The 20,569-nt window shown below is 28.8% G+C and carries 20 protein-coding genes; 16 read left to right on the top strand and 4 right to left on the bottom strand.

All coding sequences use genetic code 11. The features are described from left to right. Positions 1-12 precede the first annotated feature (12 nt). The gene (gene mdh, locus BLV71_RS10695; protein WP_093870540.1) at positions 13-939 is read left to right on the top strand and encodes a malate dehydrogenase; all 927 of its coding nucleotides are present in this window, start codon (positions 13-15) and stop codon (positions 937-939) included. 235 nt (positions 940-1,174) lie between these two features. Here the strand turns inward: mdh and BLV71_RS10690 are convergent, their stop codons facing one another. Genes BLV71_RS10690 through BLV71_RS10675 form a run of 4 tightly spaced genes read right to left on the bottom strand, consistent with a single transcriptional unit; the run spans position 1,175 to position 4,548 of the window. Next, positions 1,175-1,996: a 2OG-Fe(II) oxygenase gene (locus BLV71_RS10690; RefSeq protein WP_093870539.1), complete on the bottom strand. Its 822-nt coding sequence runs from the start codon at positions 1,994-1,996 to the stop codon at positions 1,175-1,177. Continuing rightward, positions 1,983-2,720, bottom strand: a complete 738-nt coding sequence (locus BLV71_RS10685) for a glycosyltransferase family 2 protein (RefSeq protein WP_255405277.1) — start codon at positions 2,718-2,720, stop codon at positions 1,983-1,985. The genes BLV71_RS10690 and BLV71_RS10685 overlap by 14 nt, the downstream gene beginning before the upstream one ends. A 24-nt stretch (positions 2,721-2,744) precedes the next feature. Then, entirely contained in the window at positions 2,745-3,866 is a 1,122-nt protein-coding gene (locus tag BLV71_RS10680; protein WP_093870537.1) for a glycosyltransferase, read from the bottom strand. Continuing rightward, positions 3,859-4,548, bottom strand: a complete 690-nt coding sequence (locus tag BLV71_RS10675) for a cell division ATP-binding protein FtsE (RefSeq protein ID WP_093870536.1) — start codon at positions 4,546-4,548, stop codon at positions 3,859-3,861. Before BLV71_RS10675 ends, BLV71_RS10680 begins: the two co-directional genes overlap by 8 nt. 126 nt (positions 4,549-4,674) lie before the next feature. Here BLV71_RS10675 and BLV71_RS10670 point away from each other — a divergent pair, with 126 nt between their 5' ends. From BLV71_RS10670 to BLV71_RS10600, 15 genes are all read left to right on the top strand, one after another. Then, the gene (locus BLV71_RS10670; protein WP_093870535.1) at positions 4,675-7,698 is read left to right on the top strand and encodes a tetratricopeptide repeat protein; all 3,024 of its coding nucleotides are present in this window, start codon (positions 4,675-4,677) and stop codon (positions 7,696-7,698) included. A 36-nt stretch (positions 7,699-7,734) separates the two neighbouring features. Then, complete coding sequence (locus tag BLV71_RS10665; RefSeq protein ID WP_093870534.1) at positions 7,735-9,513, top strand: TonB-dependent receptor; 1,779 nt, start codon at positions 7,735-7,737, stop codon at positions 9,511-9,513. A gap of 1 nt (position 9,514) precedes the next feature. After that, the gene (locus BLV71_RS10660) at positions 9,515-10,306 is read left to right on the top strand and encodes a hypothetical protein (protein WP_093870533.1); all 792 of its coding nucleotides are present in this window, start codon (positions 9,515-9,517) and stop codon (positions 10,304-10,306) included. A gap of 188 nt (positions 10,307-10,494) precedes the next feature. After that, positions 10,495-10,899 (top strand): MerC domain-containing protein, encoded by a 405-nt coding sequence (locus BLV71_RS10655; RefSeq protein WP_093870532.1) that lies wholly within the window; start codon positions 10,495-10,497, stop codon positions 10,897-10,899. Continuing rightward, entirely contained in the window at positions 10,892-11,554 is a 663-nt protein-coding gene (folE, locus tag BLV71_RS10650) for a GTP cyclohydrolase I FolE (RefSeq protein ID WP_093872008.1), read from the top strand. The genes BLV71_RS10655 and folE overlap by 8 nt, the downstream gene beginning before the upstream one ends. Before the next feature lie 3 nt (positions 11,555-11,557). Continuing rightward, the gene (locus BLV71_RS10645; RefSeq protein WP_093870531.1) at positions 11,558-12,031 is read left to right on the top strand and encodes a hypothetical protein; all 474 of its coding nucleotides are present in this window, start codon (positions 11,558-11,560) and stop codon (positions 12,029-12,031) included. Continuing rightward, positions 12,031-12,528, top strand: coding sequence for a hypothetical protein (locus BLV71_RS10640; RefSeq protein ID WP_093870530.1), 498 nt, complete (start codon positions 12,031-12,033; stop codon positions 12,526-12,528). Before BLV71_RS10645 ends, BLV71_RS10640 begins: the two co-directional genes overlap by 1 nt. 6 nt (positions 12,529-12,534) lie before the next feature. Continuing rightward, positions 12,535-14,211, top strand: a complete 1,677-nt coding sequence (locus BLV71_RS10635) for a PhoX family protein (RefSeq protein ID WP_093870529.1) — start codon at positions 12,535-12,537, stop codon at positions 14,209-14,211. A gap of 16 nt (positions 14,212-14,227) precedes the next feature. After that, the gene (locus BLV71_RS10630) at positions 14,228-15,184 is read left to right on the top strand and encodes an alpha/beta hydrolase family protein (protein WP_093870528.1); all 957 of its coding nucleotides are present in this window, start codon (positions 14,228-14,230) and stop codon (positions 15,182-15,184) included. A gap of 137 nt (positions 15,185-15,321) precedes the next feature. Then, positions 15,322-16,521: a GTP-binding protein gene (locus BLV71_RS10625; protein ID WP_093870527.1), complete on the top strand. Its 1,200-nt coding sequence runs from the start codon at positions 15,322-15,324 to the stop codon at positions 16,519-16,521. A 21-nt stretch (positions 16,522-16,542) separates the two neighbouring features. Beyond that, on the top strand, positions 16,543-17,172 hold the full coding sequence (locus BLV71_RS10620) for an ABC transporter ATP-binding protein (RefSeq protein WP_093870526.1): 630 nt from the start codon (positions 16,543-16,545) through the stop codon (positions 17,170-17,172). Beyond that, the gene (locus BLV71_RS10615) at positions 17,169-18,380 is read left to right on the top strand and encodes an ABC transporter permease (RefSeq protein WP_093870525.1); all 1,212 of its coding nucleotides are present in this window, start codon (positions 17,169-17,171) and stop codon (positions 18,378-18,380) included. Before BLV71_RS10620 ends, BLV71_RS10615 begins: the two co-directional genes overlap by 4 nt. After that, positions 18,370-18,807: a hypothetical protein gene (locus BLV71_RS10610; protein WP_093870524.1), complete on the top strand. Its 438-nt coding sequence runs from the start codon at positions 18,370-18,372 to the stop codon at positions 18,805-18,807. Before BLV71_RS10615 ends, BLV71_RS10610 begins: the two co-directional genes overlap by 11 nt. A gap of 12 nt (positions 18,808-18,819) precedes the next feature. After that, complete coding sequence (locus tag BLV71_RS10605; RefSeq protein ID WP_093870523.1) at positions 18,820-19,566, top strand: 5'-nucleotidase C-terminal domain-containing protein; 747 nt, start codon at positions 18,820-18,822, stop codon at positions 19,564-19,566. Beyond that, positions 19,566-20,480 carry a bifunctional metallophosphatase/5'-nucleotidase gene (locus BLV71_RS10600; protein ID WP_093870522.1) on the top strand — a complete coding sequence of 305 codons (915 nt, stop codon included), beginning with the start codon at positions 19,566-19,568 and terminating at the stop codon, positions 20,478-20,480. The genes BLV71_RS10605 and BLV71_RS10600 overlap by 1 nt, the downstream gene beginning before the upstream one ends. Positions 20,481-20,569 lie beyond the last annotated feature (89 nt).

The following is a 20,569-nucleotide window of genomic DNA, read 5'->3' as shown; positions in this document are numbered from 1 at the left end:
AAAATATATAAAATGAAAGTAACAGTTGTAGGAGCAGGTGCTGTAGGCGCAAGTTGTGCAGAGTACATTGCTATTAAAAATTTCGCTTCAGAAGTTGTTTTAGTAGATATTAAAGAAGGTTTTGCAGAAGGTAAAGCTATGGATTTAATGCAAACTGCTTCTTTAAATGGTTTTGACACAAAAATAGTTGGAACTACTGGAGATTATAGCAAAACTGCTGGTTCAGATATTTGCGTTATTACTTCTGGAATTGCTCGTAAGCCTGGAATGTCTCGTGATGAGTTGTTAGGAATTAATGCAGGTATTGTAAAAACTGTTGCAGCTAGCTTAGTTGAACAATCTCCTAATACTATTATTATTGTTGTATCTAATCCTATGGATACAATGACTTACTTAGTACACAAAGCAACTGGTTTACCTAAAAATAGAATTATTGGGATGGGTGGTGCTTTAGATTCTGCTCGTTTCAAATACCGTTTAGCTGAAGCTTTAGGAGCTCCTATATCTGATGTTGATGGAATGGTTATCGGAGGACACTCTGATAAAGGCATGGTTCCTTTAACTCGTTTAGCTACAAGAAATTCTGTTCCAGTATCTGAATTTTTAACAGAAGAAAGACTAGAACAAGTTAAACAAGATACTAAAGTTGGAGGTGCAACTTTAACTGGTTTATTAGGTACTTCTGCTTGGTATGCACCAGGAGCTGCTGTTTCTGGAATGGTTCAAGCTATTGCATGTGATACAAAAAAGATATTCCCTTGTTCTGCCTTATTAGATGGTGAATATGGTTTATCTGGTTTATGTATTGGTGTTCCTGTTGTTTTAGGTAAAGGCGGAATTGAAAGTATTGTTGAAATTAAGTTAGACAATGCTGAAAAAGAACATTTAACTGCTTCTGCTGAAGCTGTAAAGAAAAATAACGAAGCGTTATCTTTCTAATTAGCTTTTAAAAATAAATTTTTAATTTGAAGCCTGAGTTTAAAAAACTCAGGCTTTTTTTTATAAAAAAACGTTAAAATCTTCTTCTCTTTGTAAGATTATTAATTTTCAAACGTCTTTAAGATAAGAGAAACATAACTTATGTTTCTTTTTCATAGTTTTTCATAGCAATTTTCCCACTTCTTTTTTGGAGTGGGTTTTCTCTTTTTATCATTTAAATACAAGTTAAGGAAAACTATTTTTTTCGGTATTGATGAGGATTTTTTCTAATACCTTTTGTAAAAAATTTTCGTAAAAAAGATCTTAAATTACTATCAATCTTCAAGAATAAATTTTTAAACCTCTCTTCCGGCCTACCCCTAAATGTAGTAACATGAAATGTATCACTTTCTAAATATGAGATATCAGAAAAATAATAATTAGAAATACAACACCTTACCGCATCAACATTGACCTTACTAACTGAGTGCCATGAGTTTTGATGAGTAGCCATAACAACTAACCTATTAAATCTACTTTCTACTACAACAGGTTTGCTCTTCAAGCCTTGTTCCCACAACTCTAAATTACCTCCATGTTCTAATTTCCAATTAGGAGTAACGTAATATAATAGATTTAAAACGCGCCATTTATCTCTATCTTTATCGTGTGAGTTATCTAAGTGTGGATTCAAATAATTATTCTTCTTCATTAATGATAATCCTCCTGCATATAAATTTTCATCAGCATACACTTTATCCAACCCACAAATATCACTAATTAACCTTACATTTTTTTCTTCTTGAAACGCATAAACAACCTCCTCTAATAAAGCGTTGTACGTATTCATTTGATAAGCAACATACTTAAACTCTCTAATACTTTTTTTCTGCTTAGTAACTTCAACTTCAGGAAAAGAATCATAAATACAAGTAGCTAACCCATCTGGCAACAAATCATCTAAAAAAAAATATCCTATTGTTGATTTCTTTTCTTTATAAAAAGTTTTTAATTCATCTTTCTTTTCAGTAATTCTTTTAAAAATCAAATCACCTATTTCTTTTCTACTTAACTGCATATTGTATTTTTTTCAGAAAGAATTTGCAACTAGATAGAATATAAAATACTGGATAAAAAAACATAGAACTTGCTTCAGTTTTTAATTTAGTTTCCTCTTTATACATATTCCATTTTCCCATTTTAGAAACTCCCGAAGACAAACATTGTGCAATAAATACCTCTATTATTTTATAACTTAATTTTCTCTTGTATAAATTTATATTCATCGCATAATCAGATAAAATCTTGTATTTTAAACTATACTTAGTATTTACAAATAATGATTTTTTATAAAATGTAGCTTGATGATGAACTGAATTCCGTATCCAAATTTTCCAGTTCCACGTTGCTTTCTTTTCAGTTTTGTTTTTACTATAAATAAAAGGATAGAAGCCTTTTATTTTATAATCAACCTTTCCAAAAATTAACTCCAAATCTTTTTCTTCAAAAAACGTTGCTACATTCTTTAAAACATCTTTGTCATAAAACTTATCATCTGTACCTAAAAAGTACAACCAACTTCCCTTCGACTTACTTATTCCTTTATTCATGGCATCATAAATACCTTCATCTTTTTCTGACAGGTAAAAAAAAGGAGCATCAAGTGTTTTCAAAAATTCTTTAGTTCCATCACTGGAATCTCCATCAATAACCAACACTTCATAATTTTTATACGTTTGCTTTTTTATACTAAACAAACATTCTTTAAGTTCTTTTAAATTATTAAAAGAAGGAATGATTATGGATATTTGTGGATTAATAATAGTTTAATTTATAAAAAAGTTATCTAATTGCTTTTGTTCTTTTTCCCAACACAATGTTTCCTTTGCTATTTTTTGATTTGATTTAATTTGGTTTATTAAATCTTTATTCTTTAATAAATATTTTATAGTTAAAGCGATATTTTTAGGCTCATAATTTTTCACTAAAACACCAACACCAAAACTACATATTACCTTTTTTATTTCAGGTAGGCTTCCCGCAATTATAGGTAATTCTGCATGAATATAATCAAACAGTTTATTTGGTAATGAATATTCAAAACTTTTACCTAAAGGCTCTTCTAATACCATTCCTAAAGTTGCTTTCTTAGTGTAATTAGGCAATTTTCCCCTTTCTACTCTACCTAAAAAATGAACTCTATTTGTCATTTTTTTTACTTTTACAAAAGTTTTAAGCTCCTTCTCTACTTTCCCATACCCAATAATTACCAGATCTACACCTTCTAAAAATGCTAACGCTTCAATCATAGGTTTTATTCCTCTACCAGGGTTTAAGACTCCTTGATATAAAATTACTTTGTTTTGAGTTGGAAAATTAACCTCTTCAAAGACTGTTTCTTGATTAGCAAAAGGTAAATTTCTCACCAACCCCATAGAATTGTTATATTTTTTATGATAAAAATCTACAATAGATTGACTTACTGTAAATGATTTTTTAATCTTTGGTAAAAAATAGTTCTCTAATTTCCTCCAAAATCCTTGCACTATTTTTCTACCTTGTAGTTCTGGACCTTCAGAAAACAATTCATGACTATCATATATCAAATCTGTTTTTCTTAGTTTGCTTGCAAAAAAACATGCTGGTAAAGTATCTAGATCATTTGACAAGACAAAATCATACTTTTTAAACAACAAGAAAAAAAACAACCTAATATTATATTCAGCATAAAACCAAACATTATTATTAAACCAATGTTTTTTATGATATATTTTATACGGCATATTTATTTCAAAAGTACCTGGTAAAACCCTTCCATAAACAAAAACCTCAAAACCTTTTTCTATAAGATAACTACATGTTTTTTGAACTCTATAATCCGTAGAAAAATCATTAGTTACCGCAACAAAGACTGTTTTAGTATTTTTTATAGAATTGCCTTTAGACATTTGTTTGTTGTTGCACTACCTCAAACAATTCACCACCTTCACACTTAACTGTTTTTTGCTTATACTTAACAATTAACTGATAATCATGAGTAGCCATTAAAATTGTTTTTCCGCTTTTATGTATTTCATTTAACAACTCCATAACCTCTAAAGATGTTTTAGGATCTAAATTACCAGTAGGCTCATCTGCTAAAATCAACTCTGGATCATTTAATAAAGCTCTTGCAATAGCTACACGTTGTTGCTCACCACCAGAAAGTTCAAAAGTTTTTTTATAGTACTTTTCCTTCATTCCCACCTTATCAAGCACTTCATGAATCTTATCTTTCATGTCTACTTTATTTTTCCAACCAGTAGCTTTTAGCACAAACTCTAAATTTTCATATACATTCCTATCATTCAACAACTTAAAATCCTGAAAAACAATACCTAATTTTCTTCTTAAAAAAGGAATATCTTTTTCTTGCATTTTTTTTAAGTCAAATCCAACAATACTCCCTAATCCACGTTGTAAACGTAAATCTCCATATAATGTTTTTAATAAGCTACTTTTACCACTACCTGTTTTTCCTATTAAATAATAAAAATCCCCTTTATTTAGTGTAAAGTCGATTTTAGATAAAACTAAATTATCTCTTTGATAAATATCAGCTTTGTTAAGATGTAAAACAGGTATATCCATAAGTAAAATTGTTTTTTACAAAATTAAAATTTTATTACGTAATTCTATAACATTTATTACTTTTGATGATTATTCCTCCAACAAAAATAAAAAACTAACGTTATAGTTTCTAGATAACTAAAAAATATGAGAATTAATTGTATTAAAAAGAATGTTTTCTTTTTACTTTTTTTAGCTTGTACAACTGGTATTATTGCACAAAAAACAACATTTAATGCAACAGATAATGCTGATTTTTACAAAGCTACTGAACTTTATAATAATAAAGCTTATGCCGCAGCACAAAAGCTTTTTGTTAAAACTTCAAAAGAATCTGAACCTCATAAAAACATAAAAGCTGATGCCGATTATTATGACGCAATGTGTGCTATAAAGCTGGTTCAAGATGATGCTAACGATAAAGTTTTAAGCTTTGTTGAAAACCATCCGTATAGTAATAAAAAAGAAAAAGCATATTTAAATGTAGGTAATTATTATTTTTCTAATCGTAAAGCTGCACATGCTTTAAAATGGTATCAAAAAGTAAATGATAAGTTATTAAACCAAGAAGAAAAAAACGAATTAAATTATAAAATAGGTTACTGTCTTTTAGTTTCAAACTACTTAAAAGATGCTAAAGAACGTTTTAAAATGCTATTAGGAAATCCTATATACGGTAATGATGCTCGTTATTTTTATGGATACATAGCCTATAAACAAGAAAACTTTGGTGAAGCAGAAGACAACTTAAGTCAATTAGCTAATGACGCTACTTATCAAGCAAAAGCTAACTATTATATTTTAGATATTAGTTTTAAAGCTGGTCGTTTTGATAAATCTGTTCAAATTGGTGAAAAATTATTAAACACTTCTAAAGACAAAAAAGAAGTTTCTCAAATTTCAAAAATTATTGGAGAAAGTTATTTTAACTTAAAGCAATACGATAAGGCTATTCCTTACCTTACAAAGTATAGAGGTACTAAAGGAAAGTGGACTAATACTGATTACTATTATTTAGGATACGCATATTATAAAAAGGGAAACTATGAAACTGCTATTAAAAATTTTAATAAAATTATTGGCGGTACCAATAAAGTAGCTCAAAATGCATACTATCATTTAGGAGAATGTTATTTAAGACTTGACAAAAAAGCTGAAGCTTTAAATGCTTTTAAAAATGCAAGTGAAATGGATTTTGATTCTAAAATTACTGAAGGTTCATGGTTAAATTACGCTAAACTAAGTTATGACCAAGGAAATCCTTATAAAAGTGTACCTGAAGTTTTAAAAGAATATTTGGCTAAATATCCACTTTCTCCTGAAAATAGTGAAATTAGCGAACTTTTAATAACCTCATACCTACATCAAAGAGATTACGTAGGAGCTTTAGAATACTTAAACAGCAACAAGAAAAACCCTGAAAATGAAAAACTAGCTAATGAGGTTTCTTTATACAGAGGTATTCAACTGTTTAATGAGCAAAAGTTAAACGAAGCCAAACCTTATTTTTTTAATGCAACAAAAGCTGAAAATGCTATTACTGTTAATAAAGCAAATTATTGGTTAGCAGAAACTGAATATTTATTAGGCAACTATAATACTGCTTTAACTCAATTTTTATTAGTTACTGATGATTCTTCTGCGAGCTTCAATCAGTTAGATTATAATATTGGTTACACTTTTTTCAAATTAAAAAAGTATAGTGATGCTGCTAATCATTTTCAACAGTTTTTAGATAAAAAAAATGATAATAACGATTTAAATGACGATGCTTCAAATAGATTAGGAGATGCTTTTTATGCCACTAAAAAATATAACAAAGCAATTGCTGCCTATAATAAAGTTATTCAAGAAGGAGGTACTGGAGCAGATTATGCACAATACCAAACAGCTATGAGCTATGGTTTTTTAGGCAAAAGTGATGATAAAATAGAAAACCTAAGAAAAATTTCTAATAGTTATGAAGATTCTCAATTAAAAGATGATGCTTTATTTCAGCTAGGAAATACATATACAACAACAGGTAGTGTTCCTAAAGCGCAAGCTGCATATAATAGAATACTAACTAAACATCCTAAAAGCAGTTATGCTCCAAGTGTTTTACTTCGTCAAGGTCTTTTATATTACAACAACAATAACAACAACAAAGCTATACAAAAATATAAAGCTGTTGTAGCTAAATATCCTAATTCAAATGAAGCTAAACAAGCGGTTACTAACGTTAAAAATGTATATATAGACATAGGTAAAGTTGATGAATATGCTTCTTGGGTTAAAAATGTAAAATTTGTAAATGTATCAAATGCCGAGTTAGACAATGCTACCTACCAATCTGCTGAAAACAAATTTCTAGAAAACAACACTAACAAAGCTATTGAAGGTTTTACAAATTACCTACAACGTTTTCCGAATGGAGTAAATGCTTTAAAAGCTCATTTTTATTTAGCGCAATCATTAAATAAAATTAAAAAAGGAACTGCTGCCAAACCACATTATGAATATGTAGCTGCACAAAGTAAAAATGAATTTACTGAAGAGTCTTTAGCTAAACTTGGACAAATTTACTTAGACAATGATGATTGGAAAAATGGAATTCGAATTCTACAACAATTAGAAAAAGAAGCAAACTATCCTCAAAATATCATTTTTGCGCAAAGTAATTTAATGAAAGGTTATTATAATGACAATAAGTACTCAGATGCAATTACCTACGCTGAAAAAGTTTTAAGTAATGGAAAAATAGATAACTCAGTTATAGAAGATGCTAAAATTATTATAGCTCGTGCATCACTTAAAACTGATGATTATCAAACTGCTGAAGAGTTCTTTATAGAGGTGAATAAAAAAGCCACTGGAAAACTGAAAGCTGAATGCCTTTATTACAATGCTTTCTTCTTAAATGATCATAAAGAATACGATGAATCTAATAAAGCTATTCAAAATTTAATAGCTAATTATTCTAACTATAAATATTGGGGAGTTAAAAGCTATATTATTATGGCTAAAAATCATTACGCTTTAAAAGATGCGTACCAAGCAACCTATATTTTAGAGAATATTATTAAAAATTTCACTCAATATAAAGACGTAATTGAAGAAGCTAAAAACGAATTACGTACTATTAAAAATAAAGAAGCAAAAACCAACGAATCAGTAACTAAACAAAACTAACATTTGTTACAAACTAAAGCTAAACACTTGAAATCAATGAAAAAGCACGTATGGTTACTTGTTTTATTTACAATATCAATTGTAAATGCTCAAGATAAAAACACAAAAAAAGCAAAAGATACTATTATAAAAACAGAAGTAGTAAAAGTAATTACTTCTTATGTTCCCAAAATTACTGATGCTTTTAAAATAAAAGAAAAGCCTACAATTACGCACACGAAAGAAACTGAAAAGAAAAAATTAGATTATCAAATATTTTCTGTTCCTGTTGCTTCTACTTTTATTCCTAAAAGTGGTGCTTTAAAAAAGATAAGTCTAGGAAAACGTGAGCGCTTATATGATAATTATATCTCTGCAGGATTTGGTAATATTGTATCTCCTTTTATAGAAACATATATTAGAAAAAGTATGAATCGTGATAGTGAATCTGGTGTATATGCTAAACTTCTGCTATCACTAGACCCTGTTGAAAACACCAAACTAAGTAGTACTTACTATAATTTAGATATTGATTTATATCACCAACAAGTTCAACGTTATTTTGTTTGGGAAGCTGGATTAAATTTAGAACGAAATAAATATAATTGGTATGGATTGCCTACAAATATTGATTTCACAAATGGTACAATTGATGCTATTGAAGAAGCTCAAACATATGGATACTATAACCTTTATGGAAAAATTAATTTTGATGATTCATATATAGACACCGCTAACGGATCTGTTTCTTTCTTTTCAGACGCTTTCAGTAGTAGTGAGTTCAATATTGATGCTGCTGTTAATTTCAACTTTCCTTTAGAAGGAATTCATAGAAATTTAAATGACCTGTTACTAAAAACTTCTGTCAATTTTTTAGGTGGAAAATTTGCTAACGCATATGAAAGTCAAAATGAAATTAAATATAGTTTTTTAACTTTAGGAGTTAATCCTTATTATAAATTCAATATAAAAGATTTATCTATAAAACTTGGAGGTAAAGGATACTTTTCTATGGATATAGAAAAAACTGTAAACCATTTTTTATTATATCCTGACGTAGAAATATCATATCCAATTGTAAAAGACTTTGCTAATATTTTTATTGGAGCTACAGGAGGTCTAAAAAACAATACGTACAAGAATTATTCTGACAACAATCCATATGTTTCACCTACATTAGATGTCACTCAAACTAATGAGAAATATAATGCCTTTGGAGGAATTAAAGGAAAAATGAGTCAGCAATTTAGTTATAATTTTAAGGCTAGCTATTCCGATATTGAAGACAGACCTTTTTACACACTAAACTATTCTAAATCTGACGGAAAAAAATCTACTGGCAGCAATGGTTTTATCTTAAATGGTTATGAGTTTGGGAACTCTTTTAGAGTAATATACAATGACACTAAGTTAATTTCATTTTTTGGTGAAGTTGCTTTTGAAGGCATAAAAAACTTAACCGTAGGTGCTAACCTTGAATTCAATAAATTTACACTTGAAAATCAGTTACACCCATGGAACGAACCAAAAATTAGAGGTGAATTATTTGGAAGTTATAAAGTTGATAAATGGTATGCTGGAGCTAATTTATTTTTTGTGGGAGAAAGAAAAGGCGTACAATATGACGGTATAACACCTTCTCCCTTTACAACTGTAAATTTAAAAAGTTATATAGACATTAATTTTAATGGAGGGTACCATTTTCATGATGACTTTTCTGTTTTCTTAAATTTAAAAAACGTTTTAAACAACAACTATCAGCAGTATACAAACTTCGGGGTTCAAGGATTTCAAGCATTAGGCGGAATCACATGGAAGTTTGACTCATTGTTTTAAAATGAAAAGATTAATACAGTTATTAATTTTCATTTTACTAACTATAATCACTCAAGTTGGCGGTATAATTTTTATACTGTCAACTTTTTTATTTTTAAAAAACCCTCCGTACAAAAAACTAAAAAACACAACAATTTTTATTGGAATATATTTAACAGCTACATTTATTTTAATACCACCTATCGCCTCTTTTTGTGGAAGAGAAAAAATAAGTAATTCTAGTTTTGTTTCTCCTCACTCCTACTTAACAATAGTATTAAACAGAAACTATGTAAGCACTCCCCTAAACAAATCATTACAAACTATAGGTAAAAAATTTAATGATAAATACCCGAATCTACAACTGGTATATCTAGATGCTAATTTTCCTTTTCTTAATGGATTTCCTTTACTACCTCACTTAAGTCATAATGATGGAAAAAAAATAGACCTTTCATTTATTTATAAAAATATAGCAGGAAAACATACCAATCAAAAACCATCCAACACTGGTTATGGTATTTTTGAAATACCTAAAGAGCAAGAAAAAAGCACTACTAATTTCTGTAAATCAAAAGGATATTGGCAATATAACTTCACTAAATACTTAACATTTGGTTCAAACAAGAGTTTGATTTTTTCAAATACAGCAAATGCATTTTTAATTAACTTAATTGCAAAAGATAAAAATGTTCAAAAAATTTTTATTGAACCTCATTTAAAAAAACGATTAAGTATAAGTTCTACTAAAGTTCGCTTTCAAGGTTGTAAGGCAGTTAGACATGATGATCACATTCATTTTCAAATTCACTAATACCTTAAACTCTACTAACTAACCTAGATTTAATATCTCCTACATAATAATTACCAGTTATTTAGTACTTACGCATGGTTCAAAAATTATTTTAAGTGTTTTTTAACACCACTTAATTTATGCATCTAAGTTGCAAGTTCAAAAGAAACTCTTATATTCGCAACTTAGTTGCTTTAATTATTTAACCCATGAAACTTACTTTATCTAAATCAGATAATATTGGTATTCTTGCTAGTACATTATGCATGCTTCATTGCATTGCTACTCCTTTTTTATTTATTGTACAAACTTGCTCAACGAGCTGTTGTAATGCAACACCAACATGGTGGCAATGGATAGATTACATCTTTTTAACTATTTCTTTTTTTGCTGTTTATCATTCTACCAAAAACTCTTCTAATACTATAATTAAACCTGCTTTATGGATAAATTGGTTAGCTTTATTTACAGTAATTCTTAATGAGAAAACACAGTTAATCAATCTTCATGAAACAATTAAATACATAGTAGCACTTTTACTAGTGGGACTTCATTTATATAATCAAAAATATTGTCAATGTAAAAATGACAAATGCTGCACAAAACATGGATAAAAAACAAATTGAATTAATTGGAGACAACCACATAAGCTCTAACATAGAAACGCCTTTATTACCAAATGCTTTTGATAAATCTGATGATGAAAAGATTAAAAATATAGAGCTTTATTTTGGAAAAATAATGACTGAACTTGGACTCGATTTAACTGATGATAGTTTATCTGGAACACCATATAGAGTTGCTAAAATGTATGTGAAAGAATTATTTTATGGCTTAGCTCCAAAAAACAAACCAAAACTATCCATATTTGAAAATAAATATGGCTACAAAAAAATGTTAGTTGAGCAGAATATCACAATTGATTCAGCTTGTGAACACCATTTTTTACCCATAACTGGACATGCCCATATTGCTTATGTACCAAAAGATAAAGTAATCGGTTTATCAAAAATAAACAGATTAGTAGATTACTATGCACATCGCCCACAAGTGCAAGAAAGATTATCTCTACAAATTCTTAAAAATTTACAAAACGTTTTAAAAACAGATGATGTAATTGTAATGATATGCGCTAAACATCTATGTGTTTCTTCAAGAGGTATAAAAGATAAAGATAGCTACACAACAACTTTAGAGTATGGCGGATCTTTTAGTGATAAATTAAATCGTGACGAATTTATAAATATAATTAATAATCAAACACCATAAATTATGATAACTAAAGAACAAATAGTAAACATTCAAAATAACTGGGGAGAAGGAGTTATAAAAATTGGTTCATTAAAAGATAACAGAACTGAATGTGAAAATTTTGCAAGTCAATTTCTTGATGAACTTTATAACTTTGAATCTGGATTGGTATCATTTAAACCGACTAAATGTTCGTTAGAACAATTCAGACCCACAAAACCAGAGGCTTTATCTTATTTTATTGCTGGAGAAAATCGCGCTTGTGAAGAGGATAAAGGATTCGCTATACAGCCATGGACAAAAGTACGTTTTGAAAATTCTAATCTAATTTTAGAAGAAAATCGCGCATTAGCTATGGGTAACTATTTTTTTACTGATTTAAACGGTAGTGAAGCAAAAGTTGAATATACTTTTAGTTATAAACTTGTTAATGGAAAACTAAAAATTGATTTACACCATTCTTCATTCCCTTATAATCCTGAAGCTATAAACTAATGCATAACCGTCTTTTCCTTTTATGTCCTACAGATTGTTTAGAATCTACTATCAACAATGAATTTAAGTGTAAAAATTATTTTTACACCTCACTAGGAAATTCTTTTGTTACTAATAATAAAACGATTGAGTATCTAAAGCAAACAATTAATAAACATAACATTAAAGAAATATCATTTATTTTATCTAGTAATAATGACATTATTAACGATGCATTAAGTACTCAAGATTTTTCAAAAATAAGGGGATTAAAAAGACTATACGATGAAATTATACAACAAAAAAAACATACTGAAGTATTGTGGAAAAATACAGATAGTCAGTTTTCAATTCTTTCTTATTTCTTGAATTATAAAATAAAAGAGTTACAGTTTGAATTAGGTAGTATTATAAATTCTAAGTTAAAAATTAATGGTAAGATTTACAATCGGTTTGAGAATATTTTTGAAAACATTCATCCAAACCTAATTTGTATTCAAAAACATTACCTAAATTAAATACAAATGGAATACAACAGAAGAAAGTTTATTTCCTTTTTAGGCAAAGCTAGTTTAGGCGCTATTATTTCACCACCCTTTTTAATTAGCTGTGGTAAAAATAGTACTCCTTCAAATACTAAGAAAGTAGCTTATAAAAATCTTGAAAAACTAAAGAAAGTTACTTTAGAAGCTTTAGCTCCTACAAACGAAGATAATTTAGTATTAACTAAAGGATTAGAATATCATACCATAATAAAATGGGGGGATAAAATTAATGACACCGACACTTTTGGATTTAACAATGACTTTAATTGTTACATCCCTTTTGATGATAATAATCCTAAAGATGGATTATTATGGGTTAATCATGAATACGTAAACCCCCTTTTTGTCTCAAACTTTAATTATAGAGAATCAAAAAAACTTAATCAAGATAAAACAAAAGAACAAGTTGATAAAGAAATGTACAATGTTGGTGGAAGCATTGTAAGAGTTAAAGAAGAGGATGGAATATGGAAAATTGTTCCAAACGATCCACATAACAGACGAATAACAGCTAAAACTCCAATGAACCTTAACTGGGATCATCCTATTAAAGGAAAAAACACAGTTATTGGAACAAATAGTAATTGCTCTGGAGGAATTACTCCTTGGAAAACATTTATCACATGTGAAGAAAATTATGATAGTTGCTTTGGTGAAACTAAATATGATGAAACAAATGTAGCTACTCATCAACCAAGTAGCTATGGGTGGGAAAAATTTTACAATTATCCTCCCGAACATTATGGCTGGGTAGTAGAAATAGACCCAAACAGTGGAGCTGCTCAAAAACATATAGCGCTAGGAAGGTTTGCTCATGAATGTTGTACATTATATGAACTTAAAGATAAACGAGTAGTAGCATATACTGGAGATGATAAAAACGATGAACATTTATATAAATTCATTTCTTCAAAGCCACAATCTTTAAAAGAAGGTACACTTTATGTTGCCGACACTATCAATGGGAAATGGCTTGCGTTAGACTGGGATAGTCAACCTATTTTAAAAGACAAATTTAAAAATCAAACAGAGGTTTTAATTAGAGCTAGAGAAGCTTCAAAGCTTCTAGGTGCAACTGAATTAAACAGACCTGAAGATATTGAAATTGATCCAATAACTGGAAACATTTTTGTTTCATTAACCAATAACAAAAGTAAAGGTGATTTTCATGGTTCTATTTTAAAAATTGAAGAAAATAATTTTGATTTTGATGCATTAACCTTTAAAGCTTCTACCTATAAAGCAGGTGGAGAAGCTAACGGTTTTTCATGCCCAGATAACTTAGCTTTTGATTTATCAGGAAATCTTTGGATGACCTCTGACATCTCTGGAAACTCTATGAACAGAGAGAATAAACCTTATGTTCCCTTTAAAAACAATAGCTTATTTGTAATACCACGACACGGTATAGATGCAGGAAAAGTAGTTAGAGTTGCCTCTGCTCCTATGGATGCTGAATTTACCGGACCATGGTTCTCTCCTGATGGTAAAACATTATTTTTAAGTGTACAACATCCAGGAGAACAAACTAGAGATCTAAAAAATCCTACAAGCAAATGGCCTTTTGATAAAGATGGTATTCCTAAACCAGCTGTTGTTGCTATTACAGGCGATTTAATCGAAAAAATGAATTTGCTTAATAAAATAGAATCTTAATCAAGATTAAGAAATCATGAGGTATAAACTAGCTATAATTTTACTTTTTATTCTTTACAATTCTTATAATTTACATGCTCAAAATGGAAAAATTATAAAGAAAGAAAAACTTATTTTAAGTAAGGCAACACTAGCAAAAATTCAAAAGGCTGATTCTAATATGATTTCAGCATTAAAAAAAGTTGAGTTTTATAGTATAACATACCTATCTGACTCATTAAAAATTAAAGGTTTTATTGCTAAACCAATTAGGGAAGGTAATTTTCCTTGTATCATTTCAAATAGAGGAGGAACTGGAAATTTTGGAGAATGGAACGAAACTGGCGTTGGTTTCTTTCTTGGAAAACTTGCAAGTTGGGGGTATGTTGTAGCAGCTAGTCAATATAGAGGATATAGCGGAAGTGAAGGAAAAGAAGAAATAGGCGGAAGTGACGTAAATGATGTTTTAAACCTTATTCCTACTTTAAATGAAATTGAAAATGCGGACACCTCTAGAATAGGTATAGAAGGTGCTAGTAGAGGTGGCATGATGACCTACCTAGCCCTTAAAAAAACTTGTACTTTTAAAGCTGCAGTAGTTCTTGCTGGTGCAGCCAATGCGTTTACAGCTCTTAAAAATCGTCCAGAATTTGAAAAACATGTATACGCCAAGTATATTCCAAATTATAACAACAACAAAGAGAAAGAACTTAAAAAACGATCTGCTGTATTCTGGGCTAATAAAATGTGTAAAACAACACCAATTTTAATAATGCATGGAAGCTCAGATTGGCGTGTTCAAGCTACTGAATCATTAGAATTAGTAAGCAACTTATATAAGTATAAACATCCAGTCCGTTTTATTTTATTCGAAGGAGCTGATCATGGAATAAGAGAATTTCGTGATGAATTTTTCTCTCAAACTAAAAGTTTTTTTGATTATTACTTAAGAGATCTTAATGATTTACCAAACATGAAATTACACGGAAGATAAAAAGTTAAGTGCTTAATAAGCTTTCCTATAAACTTTAAGACTTTTACTCATGTGAATGCATTAAAAAAGTCGGATACTAAAAAAGAACATCTTTAAATTAAATTGAAATATAAACCATTAACTATTTCAAAAACAACATGAAAAAACTACCAGTAACAGTATTAAGTGGATTCCTAGGAGCTGGAAAAACCACATTATTAAACCATGTACTACATAATAAAAAAGGTTTAAAAGTAGCGGTAATTGTTAACGACATGAGCGAAGTTAACATTGATGCTCAATTCATTGAAAATGAAAATACACTATCTAGAACTGAAGAAAAACTAGTAGAAATGTCTAATGGTTGTATTTGCTGTACACTTCGTGAAGACCTTATGGTAGAAGTAGAAAAACTAGCATCTCAAAATAAATTTGATTATCTATTAATTGAAAGTACAGGTATAAGTGAACCTATTCCAGTTGCACAAACATTTAGTTTTGAAAGTGAAGATGGGAAGATAGATCTTAGTCGTTTTAGTTATATAGACACAATGGTTACAGTTGTTGATGCTTTTAATTTCTTAAAAGATTTTTCAAGTTCAGATTATCTTACAACTAGATCACTTACAAATATAGAGGGTGATAATAGAACTATTGTAAATTTATTAACTGATCAAATTGAATTTGCAAACGTAATAATCATTAATAAAATTGATCTTGTAACCACTGAACAAGTAGAAGAACTTCATGCTATTATTCATAAATTAAATCCAGAAGCTGAAATCATTACAACTAATGAGTCTCAAGTTGAATTAAAAAATGTTCTTAATACTGGTTTATTTGATTATGAAAAAGCAGAAGCATCAGCTGGTTGGGTAAAAGAGTTAGAAAATGAACATGTCCCAGAAACTGAAGAATACGGTATTGGATCTTTTGTATTCAGAAATAAAAAACCATTTCATCCAGAACGTTTTTTAACCTACTTAAACCAACATTTCCCACAAAATATTATCAGAAGTAAAGGCTTATTTTGGCTAGCTTCAAGACCTAATCAAGCTTTATTGTGGAGTTCTGCCGGAGGCTCTTGCAAAGCTGATAGCGCAGGTGTTTGGTGGGCTTCTATGCCTTTTTCTGAACGTATTAATTATGCTTCATTTACTGAAAATAAAGATTTAATTGAATCAACCTGGGATTCTTCTTTTGGGGATAGAAAAATAGAGTTAGTTTTTATCGGACAACATCTAAACAAAATAAAAATGATCAAAGAATTAGAAAATTGTTTGTTAACAGATTTAGAAATACAAGCTTGGAAAAAACAGTTATTTCCTAAACAAGACCAATGGCCAATAGCTATTTAAATTTCCTATAAAGAATATAAGATGTTACAAACAGAATACCTTACTTTTCAATATAAAAAAGGAGATCCAATTTTTAGGTTTCCAAATATTGCTTTAGGAAAACGAGAAAACTTGCTCATTTTAGGAAAATCTGGTATTGGAAAAACAACATTACTACATCTTTGTTCTGGATTATTAACGCCTCTTTCAGGAAAAATCATAATTAACAATACAGACATTAACTATTTATCAAACAATGAATTAAATACATTTAGAGGTAAAAACATTGGGCTTGTTTTTCAAAAAAATCATTTAGTTCAATCTTTAAATGTATTTGAAAATTTACAAGCTCGTCTTTTTTTCAGCAAAAAAAAAACAACTAACAAAGAGATTGAAGATCTATTGAAGCAGTTAGATATTTATGATTTAAAAAATAAAAAAGTAAACAAATTAAGTGAAGGTCAATTACAGCGACTAGGAATAGCTTTATCTATAATTCATAATCCCAAAGTTATTTTAGCTGATGAACCCACCTCTAGTTTAGATGATCAAAACTGTAATACTGTTATTAAAATTTTAAAAGAGCAGGCAAAACTAACCGATGCTAATTTAATTGTTATTACTCACGACCATAGATTAAAGTCACACTTCCAAAATTCTATTACATTATGAACATTTGGAAAATTAGTATTCGAAATATAAAATCAAAACCATTATATAGTTTTTTAAGTATTTTTATTTTATCGCTAAGTATTACCCTTCTTTTAGGTATTCAACAATTAAAAAAATCTTTTGAAGCACAAATTGAAAATAACTTAAGTCAAATTGATTTAGTTATTGGAGCCAAAGGAAGTTCTTTACAGTTAACTCTAGCTTCTGTTTTACATATAGATAATCCAACAGGAAACATCCCCTATAAAGAAGCAAAAAAAATAAGTGAAAACTCAATGATTAAACTTGCAGTTCCTATTTCTTATGGTGATAATTACAAAGGATATAGAATTGTAGGCACAACAAATCAATTTATCTCTCTTTATAAAACCGAGTTAGAAAAAGGTCGTAAAGTTAAAAAAGCTATGGAAGTGATTTTAGGAAATACCGTAGCTAAGGAACTAAACCTAAAAATAGGAGATTCTTTTTTAAGTTCTCATGGACTAATAGAAAATAATATAGAAGTACATTCAGACAAGTTAACGATAGTAGGTATTTTAAAACCAACGCAAAAAGTAATAGATCGCTTAATAATTACCAATTTAGAAAGTGTATGGGAAACCCATGATCATGGTAACAATGAACATCATGAAGAGCATAAACACCATGAAGAACACGAAGATAAAGAAATCACCTCTTTATTAGTAACTTTTAAAAATCCAAGAGCTTTTTTAACTATTCCTAGAAAAATTAATAAGCATACTAGTATGCAAGCTGCTTTGCCTAAATATGAATTGGGGAAGTTATATAAATATACAAACATTGGACTTCAAACTATTTCTTGGATAGGTTATTTAATTCTTATAATTTCTTGTGTTATTATTTTCATAAGCTCCTATAAAATGATAAAAGAACGAGCTTTTGATTTAGCTATTTTACGAACTTATGGAGCTAATAATTATCAATTAATTAAGATGGTAATTTATGAAGGTGGAATTATAGTATTAATTGCTTTTTTATTGGGACTCCTATTAATCAAAATAGCATTAGGAACTATCGTTAGTTTAATACAAATTAGTAACCAACAAATTATACTTCAAGAATTAGTTTTTAAAGATTTTTTGCAAATAGCTTCGTTTGTTTTCTTAATGGTCTTTCTTTCCATTTCTTTAGCTATTTATCCAATAATAAACATGAATATATCTACAATTTTAAGCAATGAGAAATAAAGTTCTTTTTATGTTTTTTTTCCTATCTTTTTATTTGATCTTTGGTCAGCAAAAAGTAACTTGGAAAGATTTATCTAAGGTAAAATTCACGAAAAAATATTTTCCTGATTATGATGAAACCTTATTGCATCCAAAATTTTCAGACTCTGTTAAAGCTTTAGATGGAAAACAAATAACTATTACTGGTTATTTTTTAAGTTTAGACCTTAGCGAAAAATACAACATCTTATCGAAAGGTCCAATGTCTGCTTGTTATTTTTGTGGTATTGGTGGTCCAGAAACCACCATAGAACTACAATCTAATTTTAAACTAAAATTTAAAACAGACAATATAGTATCAATAACAGGAACATTAAAACTTAACGACTCAGATGTTGAACATTTTAATTATATACTAACTAACTGTAAAGGAACGTTAGTTAAATAAAATTTTATTTAAATGAAATTATCATATTTATTTTGTTTTTTTTTGGCAATTACTTCCTGTAAAAAAAACAATACACACCTCTCCAAAATAACTGCTAAAACAATAGCAATTGATAGCGCCATACAATCTTCAGAAAAAATAGATAACATTATAGCTCCTTACAAAAAAAAGCTAGCAGATAATATGTCTAAAGTACTAAGTTATACGCCTGAAAAATTAACTAGAAAAGGTATTAATATCCAAAGTAATTTAGGAAATTTATTAGCTGATTTATGTATTGAAATGGCTACCCCAATTTTTAAAGAAAAAAGCAACACCTCTATTGATTTTTCTATGTTTAATCATGGAGGAATACGAGCAACAATTCCTGCTGGAGAAATAACAAAAGAACACGCTTTTAAATTAATGCCTTTTGAAAATGAGCTCGTAATAGCAGAAATTACAGGAAACAAAGTAATTGAACTTGTTAATTATTTCATTAAAAACAACGTAGCTAACCCCCTATCGAAAAACATAGAATTAATAATTAAAGAAAGTAACTACTCTTTAAAAATTAATGGTGAAATATTCGATAAAAATAAAACATACTCTGTATTAACATCTGATTTTTTACAAGGCGGTGGTGACAAAATGATTTTTTTTAGAAACCCAAAAAAGTTAACAAAATTAAACTACAAAGTTAGAGACGCTATTATCGACTACTTTAAAAAAGTGGATACCCTGAAAACCTCAATAGATAACCGCATAATTATTAAATAATGAAAAGACGCAATTTTATTAAACAATTAGGAGGAGCTTCAACATTAGCTATGGTTGGTGGACTAACATTACCATCATTTATTCAAAAAAAACAAAAACATATCACCATTCTACATACAAATGACACACATAGTCATATTGAGCCTTTTAAAGCAAATCATACTAGATACGCAAATAGAGGTGGTGTTTCTAGACGCGCGTCTTTAATTGAACAAATACGATTAGAAAACAAAAACACTTTGCTTCTAGATGCTGGAGATATTTTTCAAGGAACTCCTTATTTTAATTATTTCGAGGGTGCTCTTGAATTTAAACTAATGAGTATGCTGAAATACGATGTTGCCACTATTGGAAATCACGATTTCGATAATTCTATAAATGGCTTATATAAACAGCTCCCAAATGCTAAATTCGACTTTGTCTCTGCTAATTACGATTTTAAAAACACTGTTTTAGATACCCACGTAAAACCCTACAAAATCATTTTTAAAGATGGTATTAAAATAGGAATATTTGGTTTAGGTATTGAATTGGATGGGTTAGTAGACAAAAGAATGTACAAAGAAACGACTTATCTAAATCCTATTGAAATAACTCAAGACATAACAAACACCCTAAAAAACGAAGAACACTGTGATTTAATTATTTGTTTATCTCATTTAGGGTATTATTATAGAAACAATCCTGACACCATTTCTGATTTAAACCTAGCTAAAGCTACTAAAAATATTGACTTAATTATTGGAGGGCATACGCATACATTTTTACCAAAACCAACTATTATAAAAAATATAGACGATAAAAACACTCTTATCAATCAAGTTGGTGCTTACGGAGTTAATCTAGGTAGAATTGATTTTTATTTTGATGAAAACAATAATAAATCATCTAATGGAACTACTATTTTAGTATAAAAAAGTTAACTAATTTTACTCGAATTTACATAAATAACCAAGACGTAAACTATATCCATTACATATTACTCTAATAATTATTAGTAATT

It is taken from the genome of Tenacibaculum sp. MAR_2010_89 (genome assembly GCF_900105985.1).
Lineage (GTDB): Bacteria > Bacteroidota > Bacteroidia > Flavobacteriales > Flavobacteriaceae > Polaribacter > Polaribacter halocynthiae.
The sequence above is the reverse complement of the archived record's forward strand: the minus strand, read 5'-3'. Positions and strand labels throughout refer to the sequence as shown.

Coding starts and splice junctions, on each gene's coding strand:
- BLV71_RS10645 (WP_093870531.1), top strand. CDS start 11,558: ATGATAACTAAAGAACAAATAGTAAACATTCAAAATAACTGGGGAGAA.
- BLV71_RS10635 (WP_093870529.1), top strand. CDS start 12,535: ATGGAATACAACAGAAGAAAGTTTATTTCCTTTTTAGGCAAAGCTAGT.
- BLV71_RS10600 (WP_093870522.1), top strand. CDS start 19,566: ATGAAAAGACGCAATTTTATTAAACAATTAGGAGGAGCTTCAACATTA.
- BLV71_RS10605 (WP_093870523.1), top strand. CDS start 18,820: ATGAAATTATCATATTTATTTTGTTTTTTTTTGGCAATTACTTCCTGT.
- BLV71_RS10630 (WP_093870528.1), top strand. CDS start 14,228: ATGAGGTATAAACTAGCTATAATTTTACTTTTTATTCTTTACAATTCT.
- BLV71_RS10680 (WP_093870537.1), bottom strand. CDS start 3,866: ATGTCTAAAGGCAATTCTATAAAAAATACTAAAACAGTCTTTGTTGCG.
- BLV71_RS10675 (WP_093870536.1), bottom strand. CDS start 4,548: ATGGATATACCTGTTTTACATCTTAACAAAGCTGATATTTATCAAAGA.
- BLV71_RS10610 (WP_093870524.1), top strand. CDS start 18,370: ATGAGAAATAAAGTTCTTTTTATGTTTTTTTTCCTATCTTTTTATTTG.
- BLV71_RS10640 (WP_093870530.1), top strand. CDS start 12,031: ATGCATAACCGTCTTTTCCTTTTATGTCCTACAGATTGTTTAGAATCT.
- folE (WP_093872008.1), top strand. CDS start 10,892: ATGGATAAAAAACAAATTGAATTAATTGGAGACAACCACATAAGCTCT.
- BLV71_RS10620 (WP_093870526.1), top strand. CDS start 16,543: ATGTTACAAACAGAATACCTTACTTTTCAATATAAAAAAGGAGATCCA.
- BLV71_RS10660 (WP_093870533.1), top strand. CDS start 9,515: ATGAAAAGATTAATACAGTTATTAATTTTCATTTTACTAACTATAATC.
- BLV71_RS10665 (WP_093870534.1), top strand. CDS start 7,735: ATGAAAAAGCACGTATGGTTACTTGTTTTATTTACAATATCAATTGTA.
- BLV71_RS10625 (WP_093870527.1), top strand. CDS start 15,322: ATGAAAAAACTACCAGTAACAGTATTAAGTGGATTCCTAGGAGCTGGA.
- BLV71_RS10615 (WP_093870525.1), top strand. CDS start 17,169: ATGAACATTTGGAAAATTAGTATTCGAAATATAAAATCAAAACCATTA.
- BLV71_RS10670 (WP_093870535.1), top strand. CDS start 4,675: ATGAGAATTAATTGTATTAAAAAGAATGTTTTCTTTTTACTTTTTTTA.
- BLV71_RS10690 (WP_093870539.1), bottom strand. CDS start 1,996: ATGCAGTTAAGTAGAAAAGAAATAGGTGATTTGATTTTTAAAAGAATT.
- mdh (WP_093870540.1), top strand. CDS start 13: ATGAAAGTAACAGTTGTAGGAGCAGGTGCTGTAGGCGCAAGTTGTGCA.
- BLV71_RS10655 (WP_093870532.1), top strand. CDS start 10,495: ATGAAACTTACTTTATCTAAATCAGATAATATTGGTATTCTTGCTAGT.